Source organism: Sphingomonas lycopersici (assembly GCF_026130605.1).
Taxonomy (GTDB): domain Bacteria; phylum Pseudomonadota; class Alphaproteobacteria; order Sphingomonadales; family Sphingomonadaceae; genus Sphingomonas; species Sphingomonas lycopersici.
Genome location: NZ_JANFAU010000013.1, coordinates 59,280 through 82,098, shown reverse-complemented (window position 1 = coordinate 82,098; position 22,819 = coordinate 59,280). Strand labels below are relative to the sequence as shown.

Sequence of the window (22,819 nt, the reverse complement as noted above, 5' to 3'; positions counted from 1 at the left end):
CAAGCTCAGCCCGAACGGGGAGAGGGAATCGCGCTTCGACGCAGCATGCTCAGCTGTACCGCTGCTCCTCCCACCACGGGACGAAATCGGGCATGTCGCGCGACACCCGATCGGGATAGACCGGCGCGCGCTTCTCGAGGAACGACGTCACCCCCTCCTTGGCGTCGCCCGAGCGCCCACGCGACAGGATCGCGCGGCTGTCGACCTTGTGCGCGTCCATCGGGTGCGAATAACCCAGCCCGCGCCACAGCATCTGCCGCGTGAGCGCCACGGAGACCGGGGCTGTATTATCGGCGATCTCGCGCGCCAATTCGGTCGCGCGGGCGATCAGCCGATCGCCGGGAAGGACTTCCTTGACCAGCCCGCCCTTCAGCGCCTCGGCCGCGTCGAACACCCGCCCCGAATAGCACCATTCGAGCGCCTGGCTGATCCCGACGACGCGCGGCAGGAAATAGCTCGACGCCGCCTCCGGCACGATTCCGCGCCGCGCGAAGACGAACCCCATCCGCGCGCTGTCGCTGGCGAGGCGGATGTCCATCGGCAAGGTCATCGTCGAGCCAACCCCGACCGCCGGGCCGTTGATCGCCGCGATCACCGGCTTCAAACATTCGAAGATCCGCAAGGTCAGCCGGCCGCCGCCGTCACGCGCGCTTTCGTTCGAATAACGCAGCTCGCCGTTCGGCCCGACCGGGGATTCGTCGCCGCGGTTTTCATAGTCGAAGGTCTTGGCGCCCCCCGACAGATCGGCCCCGGCGCAAAAGGCACGCCCCGCGCCGGTGACGATCACCGCGCGGACATCGTCGTCGGCATCGATCCGGTCGAACGCGTCGATCAGTTCGTGCATCATTCGCGCGGTGAAGGCGTTGAGCTTGTCGGGACGGTCGAGCGTGATCGTCGCGATCCCGTCGCTCACCGCATAGCGGATCTGTTCGTAGTCCAACCTGCCTCTCCTCGCGATCGTGGCCGCGGGGAGCATAACATTATTTATGGCAGAGCGTGCAAGTGGTTCCCTTCCCCCTTCCCTCGTGAAGGGAGGGGCTGGGGATGGGTGGGTATGGGGCTGGGTGACCGGTATCCGCGAGGCCAACCCGCCCCCGACCCATCCCTTGTTCAAGGGGGGGAGAAGAAGGAAAAAAACGTTACGCCCCGACGAGCAGATGCTCCTTGGCGATCTTGTCCTTCCACACCAGCGGGGCGAGCTGGTGGACGTTATTACCCTCCGCATCGACCGCGACGGTGACGGGGAAGTCCTGCACCTCGAATTCGTAGATCGCTTCCATCCCGAGATCTTCGAACCCGACGACCTTGCTCCCCTTGATCGCACGCGCAACGAGATAGGCCGCGCCGCCCACCGCCATCAGATAGGCGGATTTGTGATCGCGGATCGCCTCGGTCGCCGCCGGGCCGCGCTCGGCCTTGCCGACCATCGCGAGCAGCCCCTGTTCGAGCATCATGCGGGTGAATTTGTCCATCCGCGTCGCGGTGGTCGGGCCGGCGGGGCCGACCACTTCCTCGCCGACCGGATCGACCGGGCCGACATAATAGATCACCCGGCCCTTGAACTCGACCGGCAGCGGCTCGCCTTTGTCGAGCATGTCCTTGATCCGCTTATGCGCCGCATCGCGCCCGGTGAGCATCTTGCCGTTCAAGAGCAGCCGGTCGCCCTGCTTCCAGCTCTGCACCACCTCGGGGGTCAGCGTGTCGAGATCGACGCGCTTCGCCGCCTTGTCGGGCGTCCAGTTCACATCGGGCCACTCCTCGAGCTTGGGCGCCTCGAGATAGGCCGGGCCGCTGCCGTCGAGCGTGAAATGCGCGTGGCGGGTGGCGGCGCAATTGGGGATCATCGCCACCGGCTTGCCCGCGGCGTGGCACGGCGCGTCCATGATCTTGACGTCGAGGATCGTCGCCAGCCCGCCGAGCCCCTGCGCGCCGATGCCGAGCGCATTGACCTTGTCGAAAATCTCGATGCGCAACGCCTCGATATCGTTCTTCGGGCCGCGCTCTTTCAGCGTCGCCATGTCGATCTGTTCCATCAGCGACTTCTTGGCGAGCAGCACGCAATGTTCCGCGGTGCCGCCGATGCCGATCCCGAGCATCCCCGGCGGGCACCAGCCGGCGCCCATCTGCGGCAGCATCTCCAGCACCCAGTCGACGATCGAGTCGCTGGGGTTCATCATCTTGAACTTGGACTTGTTCTCGCTCCCGCCGCCCTTGGCCGCGACATCGACATGGACCTTGTCGCCCGGCACCAGCTCGACATGGAGCACGCAGGGCGTGTTGTCGCGGGTGTTGCGGCGGGTGAAGGCGGGGTCGGCGAGCACCGAGGCGCGCAGCTTGTTCTCCGGGTGGAGATAGGCGCGGCGCACGCCCTCGTCGACCACGTCCTGCATGCTGCGCGTCGTGTCGTCGAGCCGGCAGTCCATGCCCCATTTGACGAAGACGTTGACGATTCCGGTGTCCTGACAGATCGGGCGATGCCCCTCCGCGCACATCCGCGAATTGGTCAGGATCTGCGCGATCGCGTCCTTCGCCGCCGGGGATTGCTCCGCCTCATACGCCACGCCCAAGGCGCGGATATAATCCATCGGGTGATAGTAACTGATGAACTGCAGCGCATCGGCGACGCTGTCGATCAGGTCGGCGGCGCGGATCGTCGTGGTCATGAATCGGGTCCTTTACTGGCGGTCGATCACCGCCGCGGTCATGCGGGAAAGGCAGACGAGCTTGCCGGCATCGTCCTCGATGCGGATCGTCCACACCTGCGTCGTGCGACCGAGCATCTCGGCTTTGGCGGTGGCGTGGACATGCCCCGACATCGCCGGGCGCATATGGTTGGCGTTGATCTCCAGCCCCACCGTCACCTTGCCCTCGGGCACCGCCATGAAGCCGGCGACCGAGGCGACTGTCTCCGCCAGCGCCACCGAAGCGCCGCCGTGGAGCCGTCCGAACGGCTGGTGGGTGCGCGCGTCGACCGGCATCCGCGCGCGCATCCAGTCATCGCCATAATCGGTGAATTCGATCCCGATCAGCCCCGGCAGCGCGTTGGTGCCGAGCGCGGTGAGCTGCGCGAGATCGACCGGCTGGGTCCAGATCGCCGCCATCAATAAGCCCTCCCGATCAGCACGCGCTCGACCGCCGGCGTCCCGGTGAAGATGCACGCGCCGTCGGTCGCGCCCTGATCCACCGGGGCGTTGCGGATCGTGAGCTTGAGCGCCTTCAACCGCTCGACCACCTGATCGAGCGCCGCGCCGGTCGGCCGCGACCAGGCGACATCGGCCCAGCCCGGCTTGGCCGCGCTCTCGACGAACATCGCCTCCACCCCGGCCCAATCGTCGACGCGGGTGATATTGGCCTCGAGCCGCGCGCGCGCTTCGGCGTGGAGCCCGGACTGGATCTCCTCCAGCAGCGCCGCCGCCGCGCCGACGAAATCGTCGCGCGCGATGACGCGGCTGTCGAGCTTGCCGTCCTCGCGATACAGCCGGTCGCGGCGCAGCATCGAGACGTTGCCGCCGGCGACATCGCGCCCGCCGACCTCGATTACGATCGGCGCGCCCTTCTTCACCCAGCCCCAGCGCTTGTTGGCCGCCTTGGCCTGTTTGAGATCGAGCAGCGCGCGTACCGGCTCGCCCAAAGCGGAAAGCTTCGCCAGCTCGCCCTGCAGCCCGCGGCAATAATCGACGATCGCCTCATCCTCCGGCTGATCGCGCAGCATCGGGACGATTACGATCTGCCACGGCGCGATCTTCGGCGGCACGCGCAAGCCGTCGTCGTCGCCGTGGACCATGATGATGCCGCCGATCATGCGGGTCGACACGCCCCAGCTCGTCGTATTGGCGAATTCGAGCTCGCCCTCGGCATTCTGGAAGCGAATGCCCTGCGCATGCGCGAAATTGGTGCCGAGGAAGTGCGAGGTGCCGGCCTGCAGCGCCTTGCCGTCCTGCATCATCGCCTCGATCGAATAGGTCGCGACCGCACCGGGGAAACGCTCGTTCTCCGGCTTCTCGCCCGCTATCACCGGCAAGGCGAGATCGTCCTCGGCGAAGCTGCGATAGACCTCCAGCATACGCTGCGTCTCCTCGCGCGCCTCATCGGCGCTGGCGTGGGCGGTATGCCCTTCCTGCCACAGGAATTCGGCGGTGCGCAGGAACATGCGGGTGCGCATTTCCCAGCGGACGACATTGGCCCATTGGTTGATCAGCACCGGCAGGTCGCGCCACGATTGCACCCAGCGCGCGAAGGCGGTGCCGATCACCGTCTCGCTCGTCGGGCGGACGACGAGCGGCTCCTCCAGCTTGGCCTCGGGATCGGGGACGAGCCCGCCCTTGCCGTCCGCCACCAGCCGGTGATGCGTGACGACCGCCATCTCCTTGGCGAAGCCGTCGACATGCTCGGCTTCCTTTTCGAAATAGGAAAGCGGGATGAACAAGGGGAAATAGCAATTTTCGTGGCCGGTCGCCTTGATCCGATCATCGAGCAGCCGCTGGATGCGTTCCCAGATGCCATAGCCCCACGGGCGGATCACCATGCAGCCGCGCACGCCCGATTCCTCGGCCATGTCGGCCTCGGCGACGACGGTCTGATACCATTGCGCGAAATCGCCGTCGCGCGTGACGGAAAGGGCGTGCTTGATCATAACGCGCGCGCTTACCGTGCGTTGCTGCGTTCGTCACCTGCGGACTTGTTCGCCCCGGCCGCAGACAGATTCAGACCGACGGTTCCCAACCGTCATGCCCGGCTCGACCCGGCATCCAGAGTCTCGGGAAGGTGTTTGTGGCTCTGGATGCCGGGTCAAGCCCGGCATGACGGCATGAATTTCTAGAACCTCGTCCGTTGTGTTCTCACTACGGGTGCGGCACTGGCGATCGCATGGGGAGCGGGGATCACCAGCATGTCGCGCGCGCGATCGGGCTGCGGCTGACCTCCGCGGCGTTGTTCGCGGGCATGAGCGCGCTGATCAAGCTCGCCGAGGCGGAAGGCGCGACGCTCGCCGAGATCATGTTCTGGCGCCAGTTCATCGCGACACTGTTGGTGCTGGCGATCGTCGGCGTCGGGCCCGGGTTCGGCTCGCTCGCCACGCAACGGCTCGGCGCGCATATTTTGCGCTGCACGCTCGGCCTCGCCTCGATGACGCTCAATTTCGCCACGGTGATGCTGCTCCAGCTCGCCGAGGCGACGACATTGGGGTTTTCGATGCCGATCTTCGCAACGATCCTCGGCGCGTTCATCCTCCACGAACCGACCGGCTGGCGGCGCTGGGCGGCGGTGTTCGCAGGGTTCGTCGGGGTGATGATCGTCACCCAGCCGGGGAGCGGGCATATCCCGCCGCTCGGCGTCGCGACCGGCCTCGGCGCGGCCTTGCTCAGCGCGATCGTCTCGATCCTGTTGCGCACGATCGGCAAGACCGAAAGCGGGCTGACGACGGTCTTCTGGTTTTCGGCGCTGTCGCTGGTGCCGCTCGGCGCGATCTATCCGTTCTTCGCTCAGGCGCATGATGCGCGCGGCTGGGGGACGCTGCTCGCGATCGGGCTGCTCGGCGGCGCGGCGCAGATCGCGATGACGCGCTCGCTCCATCTGGGGCAAGTCAGCGTGGTGGTGCCGATGGATTACACTGCCTTGCTATGGGCGACCCTGCTCGGCGGGTTGCTGTTCGATCGCCTGCCCACTCCGGCGACCTGGATCGGCGCGCCGCTGATCATCGCCTCCGGCCTCTACATCGTATGGCGCGAACATCGCCGCCGCGTCGAGGAAACCCGGCTTGCGATGACGCCGGGCTGAAGCCCCGGGTTGAAGCAACGCCGCGCTTCGGCCACGATCGCCGACATGCGTTCCATCCTTGCTCCGGCAGCTATGCTGCTGATCGCCGCGGCCCCAGCGCCCTCGCCCACCCCCCCGACCGCCGACACGCGCTTCGACCGGATCTGGCAGGACGAATGGGCGTGGCGCGAGAGGGAGGGGATTGCCGATCACGCCCCCGGCACGGTCGAGGCGCATATCGCGGATGATTCGGCCGCGGCGCACGCCCGCCGGCTCGCGTATTGGCGCGACGTGCTGACGAAGCTCGATGCGGTCGATCCCAAGACGCTCTCGCCCGATACGCTGACCGACTGGCAGGTCTATCGCGCGCAGATCGCCAGCCAGGTCGACGACGAGACGTTCCGCGAGTTCGAAAAGCCGGTCAACGGCGATAGCGCTTTCTGGTCCGATCTCCAGGGCGTCGCGCGGGGCAATTTCGCCAATGGCGAGCGTGATTACCGCAACTATCTGTCATGGCTCGGCGATATCCCGGGCTTCTTCGCGCAGGAGACCGACAATATGAAGGCCGGGCTTGCGCGCGGCTTCACCCCGCCCGCGGTGGTGATGCAGGGGCGCGAGAAAGGCGTGGCGGAAATCGCCGGCGCGACCGATCCGACCAAAGTCTCTTATTACGAGCCCTTCACCAAATTGCCCGCCACGATGCCCGCGGCGACGCAGGAGGCATTGCGCGCCGCCGCGCGCAAGGTGATCGCCGATCAGGTGATCCCGGCACACCAGCGACTGCTGGCGTTTCTCCAGCAAAGCTATTTTCCGGGGCTGACCAAGCAACTCGGCGCGGACAAATATCCCAACGGCGCGGCTTATTACCAAAGCCGCATCCGCGTTTACACGACGACCGACCTGACCCCCGATGCGATCCACCAGCTCGGGCTCGCGGAGGTCGCCAAGATTCGCGCCGAGATGGAAAAGGCCAAGGCCGACGCCGGATTCAAGGGCGATCTCCCTGCCTTCCTCACTTTCATCCGCACCGATCCGCAATTCCACCCGACCACCGGGGATCAGTTGCTCAAGGAAGCGGCGTGGCATGCCAAGCGCTTCGACGGCATGGCCGCGAAATGGTTCGGCCGGCTGCCGCGCCAGCGCTTCGCGATCATCGAGGTGCCGCCACAGATCGCGCCTTATTACACCTCGGGGCGCGGCGGGCCGGGGGTCTATCTGGTCAACACCTATGACCCGCAATCGCGCTCGCTGCCGCAGCTTCCCGCGCTGACGCTCCACGAAAGCGCGCCGGGCCATGCGTTCCAGATGCCGCTCGCGGCGGAGAACAAGGCACTCAAGCCGTTTCGCCGCAACAGCTATATCTCGGCGTTCGGCGAAGGCTGGGCGCTCTATTGCGAGCGGCTGGGCGACGAGATGGGCTTCTATCGCACGCCTTATGAGCGGTTCGGGATGCTCTCCTACCAGATGTGGCGCGCGGCGCGGCTGGTGGTCGATACCGGGATCCACACCAAGGGCTGGACGCGCGAACAGGCGCAGCAATTCCTGCGCGACAATACGGCGCTGCCCGAGCGCGAGATCGTCTCCGAGGTCGATCGCTATATCGGCTGGCCGGGGCAGGCGTTGAGCTATTATCTCGGCGAGCTGACGATCCAGAAGGTGCGCGCCAAGGCCGAAAAGGCGCTCGGGCCGAAATTCGACATCCGGCATTTCCACGATACCGTGCTGTCGCTCGGCTCGGTCCCGCTGCCGGTGCTCGAAGCGCGAATCGATCGCTTCATCGCCGAAGGCGGCCCTTCGCCCTATCCTGAAGGTTGACCGCCGTACTTTATTCTTCGTCATTCCTGCGAAGGCGGGAATCCATTCGCGCTGAGATTGCGTTCTAAGCCGATAGGCCAGCCAGAATGGATCCCCGCCTGCGCGGGGATGACGGTGATAGTCAGGCGCGCGCCAAGGCCGCCAGATCCTCGGGCCGGTTGATATTGGCGATCTCCGGCGCGTCGACCCGCACCGCCCCGATCGCCGCACACCACGCGCGCATCGAGCGGTCCGGGTCCGCCCGCAATCGCGCCGCCAGCGCATCGCCAAGCCCCGCCGGCCAGCGCCCGATGATCGGCGTATCCGCGACGAACGCCGCGCCCGGCGCTGCAGCCAGCCTCGCCAGCACCTCCGCCGGGACGAACGGCGTATCGCACCCGATCGTCAGCACCGCCTCGAACCCCCGCGCCTCGGCATAGCGCAGCGCCCCGCATATCCCGCCGAGCGGCCCCAGCCCCGGCGCCGGGCAATCGGCGATCCCCTCCGCCCCCGACAACGCGACCTCGGCGACGAACGGCGCCAGCGTCGCCCGCGCGTGATCCGCCAGCGCGACGCCGCCGAGCAACGCGCGCGCCTTGTCGCTGCCGAATCGGCGCGATTCGCCCCCGGCGAGCACCACGCCGAGCAGTTTCACGCCTCCACCTCGAGCATCGCATCCGGCCGCGCGAGCACGGTGAGCTTGAGCCCGCAATCCCGCGCCCGCGCGATCGCGAGGCTAGTCGGCGCGGAGATCGTCACGAGCTGCGGGCATTGCGCCAGCGCCGCCTTCTCGACCAGTTCATAGGAGCAGCGCGAACTGAGCAGCGCGAACCCGCCGTCCCAGTCCGCCCCGGCACGCAGCATCGCGCCGATCAATTTGTCGAACGCATTGTGCCGCCCGACATCCTCGCGCACCGCCACCAACCTGCCGTCGGCGGCGACCCGCGCGGCGGCGTGAACCGCCCCGGTCGCGCGGTTGAGCGGCTGATGTGCCCGCAATGTCGCCAGCGCGGCGAAGACCGCCCCGTCCGTCGCGCGCGGCGTCGCCGTCACCGGCGGCAACGGACGGATCGCCTGCGCCAGATTCTCGATCCCGCACAGGCCGCACGAGGATTCCGACACGCGATGCCGCGCCCGCTCCACCACCCGCTCGGCGCAGTCGGCGGCCAGCGTCACGCGCAGCAGATCGCCGTCGTCACGCGTGTGGCGATCGATCTCGATCACCTGGTCGGCGCGCGTCACCAGCCGCTCGGCAAAGGCGAAGCCGGTGACGAAATCGTCGAGATCGGCCGGGGTGGCCATCATCACCGCATAGCCGATGCCGTTGAACTCGATCGCCACCGGCCGCTCGACCGCGACCGCGCGCGCGATCGCGTCCGGCGGTTCGCCATCGGCGTGGATGCGGCGGAACGGGATATCGATCGCCGGGGGCGTGTGATCGTGCATGTGCCTCTTTATCACGAACGGAAACCTTGCGTCGCCGTAACAGCCTATCGACGCGCGCATCGACGCGACGCTATAGCCCCGCGGCATGACGACCAAGCCCCTCGACGACGCTGCGCTCGACCAGCTGTTCCGCACCGCCCGCACCTATAATGGCTACACCGACCAGCCGGTCAGCGAAGCCGAGCTCCGTGCGATCTGGGATCTGATGAAGATGGGGCCGACCTCGGCCAACCAGATGCCCGCGCGGCTGGTGTGGTGCGTCAGCGACGAGGCCAAGGCCAAGCTCGCCGCCGCCGCGTCGGAGGGCAACCGCCCCAAGATCCTTGCCGCCCCGGTCAGTGTCGTGATCGGCATGGACACCGATTTCCACGAGCATCTCCCCGAATTGTTCCCGCATGCCGATGCGCGCTCGTGGTTCGTCGGCAATGAGGCGCTGCGCAACGAAAGCGCATTCCGCAATTCGTCGCTGCAGGGCGGCTATTTCATCCTTGCCGCGCGTGCGCTCGGGCTCGATACCGGGCCGATGTCGGGGTTCGACGCCAAGCAGGTCGAGGCGGCGTTCTTCGCCGACCAGCCGACCGTGCGCGCCAATTTCATCTCGACGCTCGGCCACGGCGATCCGGCGACGATCTTCGCGCGCTCGCCCCGCCCGGCGTTCGAGAAGTTCAATCGTCTCGCCTGATCGCCCCCGCACGCTCGTCATCGACACCGCGACCGCTGCCTGCTCGGTCGCGCTGATCGAGGGCGGCCGCGTGATCGATTCGCGCCACGCGGTGGTCGGACGCGGGCACGCCGAGCGGTTGGTGCCGATGATCGCCGAACTGGTCGAAGGCGGCCGCGCGCCGCATATCCTGGTCGACGTCGGGCCAGGGAGCTTCACCGGCATCCGCGTCGGCATCGCCGCTGCGCGCGGGCTGGCGCTCGGCTGGGGCGCGCGGGTCGACGGCTATAGCTCAACCTCGCTCATCGCCGCCGCCGCAATCGCGGGGGGCATCGCCGCGCCGCTTGCGGTGGTACTGGAAGGGGGGCACGGTGAGCTGTTCATGCAGCCGTTCATCGCCCCCCTCGCCCCCGATGGCCCGCTCGTCTCGCTGCCCCCTGCCGAGGCGCTCGCCGCGCTCGGCGCGCGCGCCGCGGTAGGCAGCGGAGTGCGCTGGCTCGCCGCGCTCGACGCGACGCTGGCGCTCCACGACGCGCTCCCCGATGCGAAGGCCGCGATCCTGCTGCCCGATGCGCTCGCCACCCTCCCCGCGCGCCCGCTCTACGGCCGCGCGCCCGACGCCAAGCTGCCGGCATGAGCACCTCGCTGCGCATGATTGATCTCGTCGCCGGCAGCGCCGCCGATATCGCCGCGGTCGAGACGGTGATGACCGAGGCGTTCGATCCGCGCTTCGGCGAGGCGTGGACCCGCAGCCAGTGCCTCGGGATCATGGGGATGCCAGGGGTGTGGCTGACGCTGGCGCGGGTCGACGGCGAGGTCGCCGCCTTCGCGCTCTCGCGCGCGATCCTCGACGAAGCCGAACTGCTGTTGATCGCGGTCCGCCCCGCGTTTCGCCGGCGGGGGATCGGCGCGGCGCTGCTGCGCGGTGTGATCGCCGACGCGCGCGCGCGCAACGTGACCCAACTCCATCTCGAGGTACGCGCGGGCAACGAAGCGGTCGCGCTTTATACCGCGCACGGCTTCGCCAAGGTCGGCGAGCGGCGCGCTTATTATCGCGGGCGCACCGGGCAGAGCTTCGACGCGCACAGCTACGCGGTCACGCTGTAAGAGGTTGCCCCCTGCCGCCCGGCCCGATAGCTCGGGGCGGAAGCAGCAAGGGAAACAACCGTTGATCGCCATCCGGCCCGCCCGCCCCGAAGACGCCGCCGCCATCGCCGCCATCTACGCGCCCTATGTCCTTTCCGGCACCGTCTCGTTCGAGACCGACGCGCCCGACGCGCGCGCGATGCGGGCGCGGATGAGCGCCTCCGACGGGCTCTATCCGTGGCTCGTCGCGACCTCCGGCGAAGGCGGGGATGCGCCGGTGGTGGCCTATGCCTATGCCGGGCGCTTCCGCGATCGCCCGGCCTATCGCTATGTCGTCGAAAGCTCGATCTATGTCGCCGGCGCGGTGCGCGGCAACGGCGTCGGGCGGCTGCTCTACGAAGCGCTGATCGATACGCTGCGCGCGCAGGGTTTCACCCAGGCGATCGGCGTCATCTCGCTGCCCAACGACGGATCGATCTCGCTGCACGAAGCGGTCGGCTTCCGCCGCGCCGGGGTCTATCGCGAGATCGGCTATAAACAGGGCCGGTGGATCGACGTCGGCTTCTGGCAGTGCGAGTTGAACGACAGCGTCGTCCCCCCGGTCGAGCCCAAGCGCTTCGCCGATATCGGGGTGGTGCGGGACTGAGAGAGGCTCAGCGCCGGCGGCGATAGGCGGGGAGCGCGAGCCGCCAGCGGATCGCCGCCGCACGCAACGCGAAACCCGCCAGCGCGGCCAGCGTCGCCGCTTCGACCGTCGGCACCCCGAGCAAGGTCAGCGCCACATAAAGCGCCGACGCGAGCGCGGCGGCGGTGACATAGATTTCCGGCCGGATGATGATCGACGGCTCGCCCGCCAGCACATCGCGGATCACCCCGCCGACGCATGCCGACACAACGCCCATCAGCGCGGCGGGCAGTGGGGGCACGCCGAAGCGCAGTGCCTTCGCCGTGCCGTAGACCGCATAGGCCGCCAGCCCGACCGCGTCGAACCAGTCGAGCGCCTCCCCGCGCCACCAGCGCTCAGGCGTCACCCAGATGACGAAGGCGACCGACAGACATACCCCGGCGGCGCGGCTGTCCTGCACCCAGAACACCGGCGCGCCGATCAGGAGATCGCGCATCGTGCCGCCGCCGACCCCGGTGATCAGCGCGAAGAAGGCGAGCGTCACCATCGTCTGCCCGCGCCGCGCCGCCGCCAGCGCACCGGAGGCGGCGAACACCGCGAGCCCGGCGAGATCGAACCAAGGCGCAAAGGTGGGGAGGAGCGCGGCGGGCGGCATGCGCCACAGGTAGAGCGGTTTGTGGAGAAAGCGAACTGTTGTTGGGTCTGTAGGATAGCGCGCAGGTGGTGGTGGTGGTGTCGTTTGGCTCCTTCCGCCCCAATGGTGGTCGTTCAGATCGTCCCTTTGCTCGCTTGAAAGCCGCCATCCTCGGGCTATGATTACTCGGTGAGGAAACATACTCGATCCGCCTGGGCAGCGCCCGGAAACAGGATTTGCACCCTTGCCTTGCGCGGCTAATAACAACAGCAGAGGCATGAATTGGTGCGGAGAATCTTGCTCACATGCTTAGCCGTGTTGGGATCTTGCGCGGGGAAACCCGACACGTTTACGGTCATTGATCCTGACGATTTAGCCAAGTCGGCGGTTTTGAAAATCGACGGCAGTGACCAATCGTTAGAACGTGACGGCAAGCGCCTTTCGACGACGCGCTGGATCGGACGAGATGCGCATGGCCGCATTCAGGTAATCTATTCCGGTGGTCGAGAAGTCGAGTGTCCAATCGGATATGTTACGCCTGGATTACCACAGAAATGGAACTTCCGGCTTACCACGACGGGTTGCGAGGCGATCTAATCCTGCTGCCACTCCTTGTTACCGCGCCTAGAAAAGTGGCCTGTCTCCAAACCACCCATCCCTGCCACCGCCGCCAACCGCGCCAGCCCGCTCGTCAAAACGCATTCGGGGGACCGGCATTGCTGCCGATCCCCCTGTCGCCGCGCCGCACGCTGCGCGCATCCCGGCAGGAACGCGCTGCGCCGGTTTCGGCGGCTCGCGCCGCACGCGCCTGGGAAGGCAACGTGCGCCGCATGATGGAAGCTGTGGGAAAAAGAAGCCGGCCAGGATGGCCCGCATCCGATCCCTTCGCGCTCCCGCGTCGCGCCCCGCACCGTTAACGGTGTCGGCCGCGCCGCTTTCCGGTCCCTACTCCCCGCATCCTGCCGCAACGGCTCGAATGCTGCTCGCAATGACCGAACCCTGCCGTCCGCCGAAGCGATCGCCGGGCTTCCGGCCGCATCCTTTCGCTTCGGCGGGATCGGTAGTGACCGATCTTGCGCCGCCGCGGCTTCGGCGGCCGGCATCCGGCACATCCCGTCAGGGGAATGCGCCGGATGCCTTCGGGCTGCCGCCGGACCTGCGCCCCACCCCCTCGCCGCTCGCACGCCGAGGCTGTGGATAACTTTGTCGCCGGCTACCCCGACCGATCGATCGCGTTGCGGTTTGCGTGAGCCACCAGCATCGCCACCTATCGGGTAACCTTCTGAAACTTTTCGGAATTTCTTCCGATCCGCCCTTTCCGGCTACCCCTTGATGCTGTCACCAATTGCGAGTCGCACCAACAATTAAGTGCGCCCCGATGCCTGTGGATAGCGTGGATATCGTGGAAAGCCGCGGATCATGAACAGCCGGTTGCCGCGGGTTCATCGGCCATCGCTTATGATCCTGACGTTATCATTATATGACATTGAACCACCGGGAGTTTGAATCATGCGCACCCTGATGCTGGCGCTGGGCGCCGCGGCGATGATCGTGCCGACGCTGATCATCACGACGCCGCAGGCCGAGGCGAAGAAGAAGCATTACGACTATCGCGAATGGCGCGGGCGCGACGGGCGCATGCACTGCCGCCGCCCCGACGGGACGACCGGGCTGATCGTCGGCGGTGCGGCGGGCGCGCTGCTCGGCCGCACGATCGACACCCGTGGCGACCGGACGCTCGGCACGCTGGGCGGCGCCGCGGTCGGCGCGCTGGCCGGGCGCGAGATCGAGCGTTCCGGCAAGCGCCGATGCCGCTGATCACGTCCGAATCCTAATTTCATCGGGCGCGGCTCCTTTCGGGGCCGCGCCCGTTGTGCGATGGTCATCACCTCCTATTCGAAAGGAAAAGATCGATGCCCACCCACAGCGGATCGGCGCGTTACGAAGGCTTTGGCAAGGACGGCAAGGGGTTCGTCTCCACCCAGTCAGGGGTGCTGGCGGACAGCCCCTATGGCTTCGCCACGCGCTTCGAGGACGCCCCCGGCACCAACCCCGAGGAGCTGATCGCCGCCGCGCACGCCAGTTGCTTCACGATGGCGCTGAGCTTCGCGCTGGCCCGCGCCGGCTATAACAAGGGCACGCTGGAAACCGAGGCGAAGGTGACGCTCGATCGCGACGGCGACGGCTTTTCGATCACCCGTTCCGCGCTCGATCTGCGCGCCCATGTGCCGGGGATTTCGGGCGAGGATTTCGCGCGGATCGCCAACGAGGCCAAGGCCGGCTGCCCGGTATCGAAGCTGATCAAGGCCGAGATCACGCTGACCCACAGCCTCGCGGAATAGCCCGCCTGATACGGCGGAGATGATTACATCTGTTACTATCTCCGCCGTCTTGCTATAGTCCCGCCATGGCCGATGCGAACCTTCTGACCCCGCCGCCGGGCGCCGCTGCCGATTGGACCGTGCCGCAGAATTGGGCGCATTATACGCCCGAGGAACATGCGACCTGGGACCGGCTGTTCGCCCGGCAGGCGAAGATGCTCCCCGGCCGCGCCTCCGACGCCTATCTGCGCGGGCTCGACGTGCTCAAGCTGTCGCGCCCCGGCATCCCCGATTTCGAGGAACTGTCCGATCGGCTGATGAAGCTGACCGGGTGGCAGGTGGTCGCGGTGCCCGGGCTGGTGCCCGACGATGTATTCTTCGACCATATGGCCAACCGCCGCTTCGTCGCGGGCAATTTCATCCGCCGGCCCGATCAGCTCGATTACCTCCAGGAACCCGATGTGTTCCATGACGTGTTCGGACATGTGCCGATGCTCGCGGACCCGGTATTCGCCGATTATCTGGTGGCTTACGGCAAGGGCGGGCAGCGCGCGCTGGGGCTCGACGCGCTCAAATATCTCGGGCGGCTCTACTGGTATACGGTCGAGTTCGGGCTGATCGCCGAGCCCGAGGGGATGCGCATCTATGGCGCGGGGATCGTCTCGAGCTATGCCGAGAGCCGCTTCGCGCTCGACGATGCCTCGCCCAACCGCATCGGCTTCGATCTCGCGCGGGTGATGCGCACCGACTATCGGATCGACGATTTCCAGCAGAATTATTTCGTCATCCCGAGCTTCGACGAATTGCTGCGCGTGACGGTCGAGACCGATTTCGCGCCGCTCTACGCCGAACTCAAGCAGCAGGACGACATTCCGATCGCGACATTGCTGCCGGAGGATATCGTGTTCACGCGCGGCACGCAGCAATATGCGCTCGCCAAGGCGGGCTGAGGCGAGCCCGACCCGTTCGGGCTGAGCTTGTCGAAGCCCTGCCCTTTCCTTCCAAGGAAGAAAGACAGCCCTTCGACACGCTCAGGGCGAACGGGTGGATAGTTACCGCCCGTCGGTCGCCCACCCCTCGCGATCGCCGTTGCTCGCCGCCGGACGCGGCGTCTCCGGCGCGGTGAGGCGCAGGATCGTCCAATCCCCCCGCACATCGCGCGCGGCGACCGTGCAGCCCTGCGCGCGATACGCCTCGATCACCGTCTCGGCCTGATTGGTGAGCAGCCCCGCGAGCACAATCGTCGCATGCGGCGCGGCGATCGCCGCCACCTCGGGCGCCATCGCGACGAGCGGCCCGGCGAGGATATTGGCGATCACCAGATCATAGGGCGCCTGCGCAGCGATCCCGGGCGACTGCGCGCCGTCCGCCACCACCAGCTCGATCGCCGCGACGTGATTGGCCGCCATATTCTCCGCGGTCACCTCGATCGCGATCGGATCGATATCGGTCGCCATCACCCGCGCTTCGGGCCACAGATGCCGCGCGGCAAAGGCGAGCAGCCCCGTTCCGGTGCCGAGATCGATGACATTGGCGAACCGCTGCCCCGCCAGCCCGTCGATCATCGCCAGGCAGCCCGCGGTGGTGTGATGATGCCCGGTGCCGAACGCCTGCCCGGCGTCGATCAGGAAGGCGCGCTCGCCCTCGCCCACCGTCGCGGGATGCGCCGAGGTGTGGACGACGAACCGCCCCTCGCGAATCGGCTCGAGCCCGGCCTGGCTCATCGCCACCCAGTCTTCGGCGCTGAGCGCCTCGATCACCGGCGCGACCCCCGCGGCGCTCGGCACCAAGGCGCGCAACGCGGCGAGCATCGCTTGATCGGGCTCTTTTTCGAGATAGGCGTCGAGCCGCCAGCGCTCGACATCGTCTTCCACCTCTTCGGTGGTCATCAGCACCGCATCGATCGCCAGATCGCCCGCGGCGTCGATCGCCTCGGCCTCGGCGCGGGTGCAGGGCAAGGTGACCTTCCAGCTGTCGGGGACCGGAATCGGCTCGGTTGGCGTGCTCGTCATCGCCGCGCCATAGCGGCGACGCGTGCGTCAGGCCATGCCCGCGATCACACCGCCACCTTGCGCGCGAAATCGCCCGCGCTGGTCTTGAGCAGCGCCAGCCGCGCGGAAAGCGAGGCGAAGCCGGTGCCGAACGCATCGATCTCCACCGCCACCGCCTCGGTATCCTCGCGGATCGCGGCGATCGTGCCTGACATCGAATCCGCCGCCAGCGCGGTTTCGTCGACCGCGGCGGTGATCGCGGTGACGGTCTGCGCCTGCGCTTCCATCGCGTGGCGGATGCGCGTCGCCGAATCCTCGACCTCGGCCACTGTCGCGCGGATGCTGGCATTGGTTTCCACCGTGCTGCGCGTCGCGGACTGGATCGCGGCGATCTTGGCGGCGATATCGTCGGTGGCGCGCGCGGTCTGCCGCGCGAGGCTCTTCACTTCCTGCGCGACCACCGCGAAGCCGCGCCCGGCATCCCCCGCGCGCGCCGCCTCGATCGTCGCATTGAGCGCGAGCAAATTGGTCTGCCCGGCAATGTCGCGAATCAGCCCGAGGATCGATTCGATCGACTGGGCGTGATCGGACAGCAATTGCGACACCCCCACCGCCTCGCCGGCCTGCGCGCTGGCGCGGTTGGCGACATCGGCGGCGACCTCGACCTCGCCGCGCGCCTGCTCGATCGCGTGGATCAGCCCGGCGGCGGTCAGCGCCGCCTCGCGCATCGCGACCGCGGATTGCTCGGCGGCGGCGGCGACTTCGCTCGCCTTGCCGAGTACGCCGCGAGTCGAGGAGGAGGCGCCCGAGGCGAGCTGGCGCAGCGATCCCCATTCGGAGGTGGCATTTTCCACCGTCGCGGCGATGCCGTCGTGGAATTCACTCGCCAGTCGGTCGCGCGCGACCTTCGCGGCATGTTCGAGATAGGCGGAATAGATGGCGACGGTCACCTCGCACTCCATCGCCGAGAGCCGCATCAGCGTATCGATCATCCGCGCGAGTCGCGGATCGTCACGCGACAGCCGGCGCATCAGCACATCGAGCGCCGCGCGATCGCTGGCGCTGATCATCGACAGCAAGGCGGTCTTGGAAACATCGCCTGCGAAGGCACTCGCCACCGAGCGTTCGATCGCCTCGATCCACTCCCACCCGCTGGTATCGAGAAAACGGTTGCGCAGGAAGGTGACGCCGACCTCGATGCGGTTGTCGAGCGTCCGCCACGCGGTCTCATTGGCGAAGCAGCGCTGCCACTGATCCCAATAAGCCGCCGAAACCTCGCGAATCTCGGGCTCGATCACCTCCCACACCTCGGCGCTGGCGGCGATCAGCGTGCCGTCGACGTCGAACACCCTGAGGCGGCTGGCGATATCGATCGTGGCGGCGATCGATCCGGGGGCAGGCAAATCGGTATGCAAGTGGGCGCTCCATCCTTCGCGTCGGCCGATGCGTTAACAACCATTGGTTAAACGAGGGTTAGATAGAGCGAACGCGTAGCAATCGACCTGCGCACGCTTGCATCGCCGCGCTTCGCGTCTCATAGACCGCGCCGAACCGTCGGCTCATCGCAGGAACTTGCCCTTGGCCTCGAAACCCGCGCGTCCGCGCAGCCCGCATCTCTTCAGCGGCCCGCTCCAGATTCATTATCGCTGGAGCCCGGCCATGCTGGCCTCGATTCTCCACCGCGTCACCGGCGACGGCATGGCGACCGTCGGCGCCGCCCTGTTCGTCTGGTGGCTCGCCGCGCTCGCCGCCGGCAAACAGGCCTATGCCGTGTTCGTCGACGTCTTCACTTATACGGACGGCCGGCTCAACGCGATCGGCTGGGTGGTCGGCGTCGGCCTCACCTTCTCGCTGTTCCAGCATATGATGAGCGGCATCCGCCACCTCGTGCTCGATACCGGCGCGGCGTTCGAGCTCAAGACCAACCGGCTGCTCGCGATCCTCACCTTCGTCGCCTCGACGCTGCTGACGATCGCCTTCTGGCTCGTTCTCACGGGGGTCATCTAATGGGTACGGGAACCGAACTCGGCCGCGTCCGCGGGCTTGGCAGCGCGCATCACGGCCGGCTGCACTGGTGGCACCAGAAGCTGACCGCGGGCAGCAACCTGCTGCTGATGGCGTGGCTGATGATCTCGATCGCGCGCATGCCGAGCCATGATTTCGGCAGCATCCACGCGTGGCTCGCCTCGGCGTGGGTCGCGGTGCCGATGATCCTGCTGGTCGCCTCGGTCTTCTATCACTTCCGCCTCGGGCTGCAGGTGGTGATCGAGGATTATGCCCATGCCGAGAATCGCGTCGTGCTGATCGTCCTTCTCAACCTGTTCGTCGCGGTCACCGCGGGGACCGCGATCTTCTCGATCCTCAAGATCGCTTTCGGAGCTGCCGCCTGATGCCTGCCGCTTATCAGATCATCGATCACAGCTATGACGCGGTCGTCGTCGGCGCCGGCGGCTCGGGCCTCCGCGCGACGATGGGCATCGCCGAGAGCGGGCTCAAGACGGCGTGCATCACCAAGGTGTTCCCGACGCGTAGCCACACCGTCGCGGCGCAGGGCGGGATCGCCGCCAGCCTCGGCAACAATTCGCCCGACCATTGGTCGTGGCACATGTTCGATACCGTCAAGGGCTCCGACTGGCTCGGCGACCAGGACGCGATCGAATATATGGTGCGCGAGGCGCCCGCCGCGGTCTATGAGCTGGAGCACGCCGGCGTGCCGTTCAGCCGCAACGACAATGGCACGATCTACCAGCGCCCGTTCGGCGGCCATATGCAGAATATGGGCGAAGGCCCCCCGGTGCAGCGTACCTGCGCCGCCGCCGACCGTACCGGCCACGCGATGCTCCACGCGCTCTATCAGCAGAGCCTGAAGTATGACGCGGACTTTTACGTCGAATATTTTGCGCTCGATCTGATCATGGAAAACGGCGCGTGCCGCGGCGTGGTCGCCTTGTGCATGGAAACCGGCGCGATCCACCGTTTCCGCGCGCATGCCGTGGTGCTGGCCACCGGCGGCGGCGGGCGCGTCTATCAGTCGGCGACCTCGGCGCACACCTGCACCGGTGACGGCAACGGCATGGCGCTGCGCGCCGGGCTCGCGCTGCAGGATATGGAATTCGTCCAGTTCCACCCGACCGGCATCTATGGCGCGGGGGTGCTGATCACCGAGGGCGCGCGCGGCGAAGGCGGCTATCTCACCAACAGCCAGGGCGAGCGCTTCATGGAGCGCTATGCGCCCAGCGCCAAGGATCTCGCCAGCCGCGACGTGGTGGCGCGCTCGATGGCGATGGAAATGCGCGAGGGCCGCGGCGTCGGGCCGGACGGGGAATATATCTACCTGCACCTCGACCATATCGATCCCAAGGTGCTGCACGAGCGGCTGCCCGGGATCACCGAGACGGGCAAGATCTTCGCCGGCGTCGATCTCACCCGCCAGCCGCTGCCGGTCACCCCGACCGTCCACTATAATATGGGCGGCATCCCGACCAATTATCACGGCGAGGTCGTCCAGCTGCGCGACGGCGATCCCGACGCGGTCGTCCCCGGGCTGTTCGCGGTCGGCGAGGCGGCGTGCGTCTCGGTCCACGGCGCCAACCGGCTCGGCTCCAACTCGCTGATCGATCTTGTGGTGTTCGGCCGCGCCACCGGGCTGCGGCTCAAGGACACGCTCAAGCCCAACACCCCGCACAATCCGCTGCCCAAGGGCTCGGAAGAGCAGTCGCTGGCGCGGCTCGATCACTTCCGCAACGCCAAGGGCGGGTCGCCGACCGCGCAGATCCGCAGCGAGATGCAGCGCACGATGCAGCGGCATTGCGCGGTGTTCCGGGATTCGGCGCTGCTGGCGGAGGGCGTCCAGAAGATCGACGCGATCAACAAGGGGATGGCCGATATCGGCATCACCGATCGCTCGCTGATCTGGAACACCGATCTGGTCGAGACGCTCGAGCTCGACAATCTGATCGGCCAGGCGGTCGTGACGATGAAGGGCGCGGACAACCGCAAGGAAAGCCGCGGCGCGCATATGCACGAGGATTTCCCCGAGCGCGACGACGCCAATTGGATGAAGCACACCATCGCCACCTTCGACGGCTGGGGCGGCAAGGGCGGCGCGACCACGATCGATTACCGCCCGGTGCACGATTACACGCTCACCGACGACGTCGATTACATCAAGCCGAAGAAGCGCGTTTACTGATATCCGGCCCGCGCGGGGGCGCCCCCGCGCGGCGCCTCCCCTACCGCTCCACCTTGATCCCCAGCGTGACGGTCGCGGGGCGCAGCGGGGTGCGCTGGTCGCGGTTGGCCAGCGTGAAGGGATTGCCGAACGCGAAGCGATTGCCGCGGCTGTCGGTGATATTGTCCGCCGCCAGCCACAGGGTCAGGTCGCGCCGGGTCCATTCGGCCCGCGCCGAGACGACCGCATAGCGCCCCTGCTCGATATCGAGATAATGGCCGGTGCCGAGCACCGAGCGGCCGATATAGTCGATCGCGCCGGCCAGCCGCATCGCCCCGCCGAACGCGCTCCAGCCGTAATTGGCCCCGGCATGCGCGCTGAACGGCGGCGTATTGGGCAATCGCCGGTTGTCGGTCGGCGAGGTCGAGGCGAGCGGCCCATCGACGTTGTTGACGGTATAGAGCGCCGACAGATCGAACCGCAGCGGCGCCACCGGCACCCAGTTCGCGCTGACCTCCGCGGTCAGGATATTCGCATTGCCGATATTGGCGGTATAGGGCTGGCCGCGACGGTCGATCAGATCGGCCTGGATATCGTGCCACCGCGCATAGGACAGCGCCGCGCCGAAATCGACCCCGGTGGCGCCGTCGCGCAAATGCCGCACCCCCACCTCGCCCATTCCGATCGAATCCGATTTGAACTCGGCGACGCGCCCGATGCCGCGCGCCACCGCGAGCCCGCCGGTGCGGAACCCCGATTGGTAGCGCGCATAGACCGATAGCCGCGGCGCGAGCTGCCACGACAAGGCCAGCGTCGGATCGACGCGTCGCGTCATCCGCCCGCGCACCAGATCGCCCGCGCGGGGCTTGAGCGAGGGATAGCCGTCGACCCGCGCCTGCGTCGCGCGCAATCCGATCGTCATCGACAGCCGATGCGTGAGCGGCTCGGTAAACTCGCTGAACAGCGACAGATTCTGCGAGACGTTGGTGACGCCGATGATCTCGATCGGGTCGCTCGCCGGGCCGAGTTGCCGGTTCAGCGAATCGCGATTGCGCAATATCGCCGCGCCGAACACCCAGGATTGGCCGTCGGCACGCGACCGGCTGAGCCGCACTTCCTGCGTCCACAACAGGTTCGACCGCACGGTATTATACGCCACCGTCCCGCGCGATCCCGCGGGGGTCGCATCGAACCAGTCGTCGGCATCATATTGGCTCACCCCGCTCACCGAGACGAGTTCGAGCCCGCTCGCCCAACGCTTGCGGATATGCACCCGCCCGAGCACGATGCTGTTCCAATAAGGCTGTGCGATCCGCGCCGAGCGCACAAGGCGATCGCCGCCCGAATCAATATATTGCGCGTCGCTGGCGGAATTGCGCTGCCCCAGCACGCTGGCGTCGATCTGCCATCCGTCGCCCGCCTCGACCCGCACCGCCCCGCGCCCGCCGACGCGATCGAGGTCGTTGATCGCGTGTCGGTGGAGCATCCGGTCGTCGATATAGCCGCCCTCATGTGCGCGATAGCCGACCAGCCGCACCGCCGCGGTGTCGTCCGCCAGCGGCAAGTTGACGAAGCCAGACACGTCCCCGCCCGGCCCGCCGTCCGCCGTCGCGCTGGCGCTGGCGGTGATCCCGGCGTGGAAGGCGCCGGGCTGCGCGGGATTGGGGATGATTCGCACGATCCCGCCGATCGCGCCGGCGCCGTAGAGCGTGCCCTGCGGCCCCTCCATCACCTCGACCCCGCGGATGTCGACCAGCGCCAGCCCCGGCTCCGGGGTCGCGTAGTTCATCTGGATGTCGTCGAGATAATAGCTCGTCGTCGACTGGGTCGCGCCGTCGAAGCTGCTGTCGGCGATGCCGCGGATGAAGATCTTGTCGCGCCCCACCCCCAGCGCGGTCGCCTGCAGCACCGGGGTCGAGCGCGCCGCATCGGCAACGCTCGACGTCGCGCCGGTGGTGGCATCGGCATGCGGCACGATCGAGGTGATCGAGGCGGGAAAGCGCAGCAACGGCACATGCTGCTTGCTCGCGGTGACGATCACATCGGCGGCGTCTTCCGGCGACGGCGGCGGCGGAGCCACGGGCGCCGGCCGGCTCGTCGCAGCGCGCACGATGCGATAGCCGTGCGGCGCGATGCGCTCGGCGCGATAGCCGGTGCCGCGCAACATCCGGCGCAACGCCGTTTCGAGCGGCAGCCCGGGCGGCGGCAGGCGGACCCGGATCGCGCGCAGACCCGGTTCGAGGCTGACGATTTCCTCGCCGCTGCGCGTGGCAAGCTGGAGCAACGCCGCCTGCAACGTGATCTCGCCGCCGGTCTGTGCACCGGCAGATGGCACG

Annotated in this window: 22 protein-coding genes; 12 read left to right on the top strand and 10 right to left on the bottom strand. The window is 67.5% G+C overall.

Going from position 1 to position 22,819, the window contains the following annotated elements:
* Positions 1-49 precede the first annotated feature (49 nt).
* The 4 genes from NED98_RS19515 to proS form a co-directional block, all read right to left on the bottom strand.
* A complete protein-coding gene (locus NED98_RS19515) occupies positions 50-940 on the bottom strand; it encodes a crotonase/enoyl-CoA hydratase family protein (protein WP_265314122.1) in 891 nt (296 codons plus the stop codon).
* A 199-nt stretch (positions 941-1,139) separates the two neighbouring features.
* A complete protein-coding gene (locus NED98_RS19510; RefSeq protein WP_179512300.1) occupies positions 1,140-2,663 on the bottom strand; it encodes a fumarate hydratase in 1,524 nt (507 codons plus the stop codon).
* Positions 2,664-2,675: 12 nt separating this feature from the next.
* Entirely contained in the window at positions 2,676-3,101 is a 426-nt protein-coding gene (locus NED98_RS19505) for a hotdog fold thioesterase (RefSeq protein WP_179512301.1), read from the bottom strand.
* Positions 3,101-4,633 (bottom strand): proline--tRNA ligase, encoded by a 1,533-nt coding sequence (gene proS / locus NED98_RS19500; RefSeq protein ID WP_265314120.1) that lies wholly within the window; start codon positions 4,631-4,633, stop codon positions 3,101-3,103. The genes NED98_RS19505 and proS overlap by 1 nt, the downstream gene beginning before the upstream one ends.
* Before the next feature lie 233 nt (positions 4,634-4,866).
* Between proS and NED98_RS19495 the strand changes: the two genes are divergently transcribed.
* Together NED98_RS19495 and NED98_RS19490 are read left to right on the top strand one after the other, a co-directional pair.
* Positions 4,867-5,775, top strand: a complete 909-nt coding sequence (locus NED98_RS19495; RefSeq protein WP_265314119.1) for a DMT family transporter — start codon at positions 4,867-4,869, stop codon at positions 5,773-5,775.
* A gap of 45 nt (positions 5,776-5,820) precedes the next feature.
* Positions 5,821-7,569, top strand: coding sequence for a DUF885 domain-containing protein (locus NED98_RS19490; RefSeq protein WP_265314117.1), 1,749 nt, complete (start codon positions 5,821-5,823; stop codon positions 7,567-7,569).
* Positions 7,570-7,690: 121 nt separating this feature from the next.
* Here the strand turns inward: NED98_RS19490 and mobA are convergent, their stop codons facing one another.
* The gene (gene mobA, locus NED98_RS19485) at positions 7,691-8,203 is read right to left on the bottom strand and encodes a molybdenum cofactor guanylyltransferase (protein WP_265314116.1); all 513 of its coding nucleotides are present in this window, start codon (positions 8,201-8,203) and stop codon (positions 7,691-7,693) included.
* On the bottom strand, positions 8,200-8,994 hold the full coding sequence (fdhD, locus tag NED98_RS19480) for a formate dehydrogenase accessory sulfurtransferase FdhD (protein ID WP_265314115.1): 795 nt from the start codon (positions 8,992-8,994) through the stop codon (positions 8,200-8,202). Before fdhD ends, mobA begins: the two co-directional genes overlap by 4 nt.
* Before the next feature lie 85 nt (positions 8,995-9,079).
* Here fdhD and NED98_RS19475 point away from each other — a divergent pair, with 85 nt between their 5' ends.
* From NED98_RS19475 to NED98_RS19460, 4 genes are all read left to right on the top strand, one after another.
* A complete protein-coding gene (locus tag NED98_RS19475; RefSeq protein WP_179512307.1) occupies positions 9,080-9,676 on the top strand; it encodes a malonic semialdehyde reductase in 597 nt (198 codons plus the stop codon).
* Complete coding sequence (gene tsaB / locus NED98_RS19470) at positions 9,663-10,292, top strand: tRNA (adenosine(37)-N6)-threonylcarbamoyltransferase complex dimerization subunit type 1 TsaB (RefSeq protein WP_265314148.1); 630 nt, start codon at positions 9,663-9,665, stop codon at positions 10,290-10,292. Before NED98_RS19475 ends, tsaB begins: the two co-directional genes overlap by 14 nt.
* Complete coding sequence (gene rimI / locus NED98_RS19465) at positions 10,289-10,762, top strand: ribosomal protein S18-alanine N-acetyltransferase (RefSeq protein WP_179512308.1); 474 nt, start codon at positions 10,289-10,291, stop codon at positions 10,760-10,762. The genes tsaB and rimI overlap by 4 nt, the downstream gene beginning before the upstream one ends.
* A gap of 61 nt (positions 10,763-10,823) precedes the next feature.
* Positions 10,824-11,387, top strand: coding sequence for a GNAT family N-acetyltransferase (locus NED98_RS19460; protein WP_179512309.1), 564 nt, complete (start codon positions 10,824-10,826; stop codon positions 11,385-11,387).
* Between the two features lie 7 nt (positions 11,388-11,394).
* On the opposite strand, the gene NED98_RS19455 is transcribed toward NED98_RS19460, so the two are convergent.
* Positions 11,395-12,021, bottom strand: a complete 627-nt coding sequence (locus NED98_RS19455) for a trimeric intracellular cation channel family protein (RefSeq protein ID WP_179512310.1) — start codon at positions 12,019-12,021, stop codon at positions 11,395-11,397.
* Positions 12,022-13,545: 1,524 nt separating this feature from the next.
* Here NED98_RS19455 and NED98_RS19450 point away from each other — a divergent pair.
* From NED98_RS19450 to phhA, 3 genes are all read left to right on the top strand, one after another.
* Positions 13,546-13,818, top strand: a complete 273-nt coding sequence (locus NED98_RS19450) for a glycine zipper 2TM domain-containing protein (RefSeq protein WP_432423351.1) — start codon at positions 13,546-13,548, stop codon at positions 13,816-13,818.
* Positions 13,819-13,913: 95 nt separating this feature from the next.
* Entirely contained in the window at positions 13,914-14,342 is a 429-nt protein-coding gene (locus tag NED98_RS19445; RefSeq protein ID WP_179512323.1) for an OsmC family protein, read from the top strand.
* Positions 14,343-14,407: 65 nt separating this feature from the next.
* Positions 14,408-15,271: a phenylalanine 4-monooxygenase gene (gene phhA, locus NED98_RS19440; RefSeq protein WP_179512324.1), complete on the top strand. Its 864-nt coding sequence runs from the start codon at positions 14,408-14,410 to the stop codon at positions 15,269-15,271.
* A 102-nt stretch (positions 15,272-15,373) separates the two neighbouring features.
* Here phhA and NED98_RS19435 read toward each other — a convergent pair whose 3' ends face one another.
* Positions 15,374-16,333, bottom strand: coding sequence for a 50S ribosomal protein L11 methyltransferase (locus NED98_RS19435; protein ID WP_265314114.1), 960 nt, complete (start codon positions 16,331-16,333; stop codon positions 15,374-15,376).
* A gap of 44 nt (positions 16,334-16,377) precedes the next feature.
* A complete protein-coding gene (locus NED98_RS19430) occupies positions 16,378-17,727 on the bottom strand; it encodes a methyl-accepting chemotaxis protein (protein ID WP_265269539.1) in 1,350 nt (449 codons plus the stop codon).
* A 163-nt stretch (positions 17,728-17,890) separates the two neighbouring features.
* On the opposite strand from NED98_RS19430, the gene sdhC reads away from it, so the two are divergent.
* The 3 genes from sdhC to sdhA are packed head-to-tail and all read left to right on the top strand — an operon-like array spanning position 17,891 to position 20,504.
* Positions 17,891-18,319 (top strand): succinate dehydrogenase, cytochrome b556 subunit, encoded by a 429-nt coding sequence (gene sdhC / locus NED98_RS19425; protein WP_265314112.1) that lies wholly within the window; start codon positions 17,891-17,893, stop codon positions 18,317-18,319.
* Complete coding sequence (gene sdhD / locus NED98_RS19420) at positions 18,319-18,702, top strand: succinate dehydrogenase, hydrophobic membrane anchor protein (protein ID WP_265314111.1); 384 nt, start codon at positions 18,319-18,321, stop codon at positions 18,700-18,702. Before sdhC ends, sdhD begins: the two co-directional genes overlap by 1 nt.
* A complete protein-coding gene (gene sdhA / locus NED98_RS19415; RefSeq protein WP_265314110.1) occupies positions 18,702-20,504 on the top strand; it encodes a succinate dehydrogenase flavoprotein subunit in 1,803 nt (600 codons plus the stop codon). The genes sdhD and sdhA overlap by 1 nt, the downstream gene beginning before the upstream one ends.
* A 40-nt stretch (positions 20,505-20,544) precedes the next feature.
* Here sdhA and NED98_RS19410 read toward each other — a convergent pair whose 3' ends face one another.
* Positions 20,545-22,818 (bottom strand): TonB-dependent receptor, encoded by a 2,274-nt coding sequence (locus NED98_RS19410; RefSeq protein WP_265314109.1) that lies wholly within the window; start codon positions 22,816-22,818, stop codon positions 20,545-20,547.
* Position 22,819: the final 1 nt, after the last annotated feature.

Coding starts and splice junctions, on each gene's coding strand:
- NED98_RS19510 (WP_179512300.1), bottom strand. CDS start 2,663: ATGACCACGACGATCCGCGCCGCCGACCTGATCGACAGCGTCGCCGAT.
- NED98_RS19505 (WP_179512301.1), bottom strand. CDS start 3,101: ATGGCGGCGATCTGGACCCAGCCGGTCGATCTCGCGCAGCTCACCGCG.
- proS (WP_265314120.1), bottom strand. CDS start 4,633: ATGATCAAGCACGCCCTTTCCGTCACGCGCGACGGCGATTTCGCGCAA.
- NED98_RS19495 (WP_265314119.1), top strand. CDS start 4,867: ATGGGGAGCGGGGATCACCAGCATGTCGCGCGCGCGATCGGGCTGCGG.
- NED98_RS19490 (WP_265314117.1), top strand. CDS start 5,821: ATGCGTTCCATCCTTGCTCCGGCAGCTATGCTGCTGATCGCCGCGGCC.
- fdhD (WP_265314115.1), bottom strand. CDS start 8,994: ATGCACGATCACACGCCCCCGGCGATCGATATCCCGTTCCGCCGCATC.
- NED98_RS19475 (WP_179512307.1), top strand. CDS start 9,080: ATGACGACCAAGCCCCTCGACGACGCTGCGCTCGACCAGCTGTTCCGC.
- rimI (WP_179512308.1), top strand. CDS start 10,289: ATGAGCACCTCGCTGCGCATGATTGATCTCGTCGCCGGCAGCGCCGCC.
- NED98_RS19455 (WP_179512310.1), bottom strand. CDS start 12,021: ATGCCGCCCGCCGCGCTCCTCCCCACCTTTGCGCCTTGGTTCGATCTC.
- NED98_RS19450 (WP_432423351.1), top strand. CDS start 13,546: ATGATCGTGCCGACGCTGATCATCACGACGCCGCAGGCCGAGGCGAAG.
- NED98_RS19445 (WP_179512323.1), top strand. CDS start 13,914: ATGCCCACCCACAGCGGATCGGCGCGTTACGAAGGCTTTGGCAAGGAC.
- phhA (WP_179512324.1), top strand. CDS start 14,408: ATGGCCGATGCGAACCTTCTGACCCCGCCGCCGGGCGCCGCTGCCGAT.
- NED98_RS19435 (WP_265314114.1), bottom strand. CDS start 16,333: ATGACGAGCACGCCAACCGAGCCGATTCCGGTCCCCGACAGCTGGAAG.
- sdhD (WP_265314111.1), top strand. CDS start 18,319: ATGGGTACGGGAACCGAACTCGGCCGCGTCCGCGGGCTTGGCAGCGCG.
- sdhA (WP_265314110.1), top strand. CDS start 18,702: ATGCCTGCCGCTTATCAGATCATCGATCACAGCTATGACGCGGTCGTC.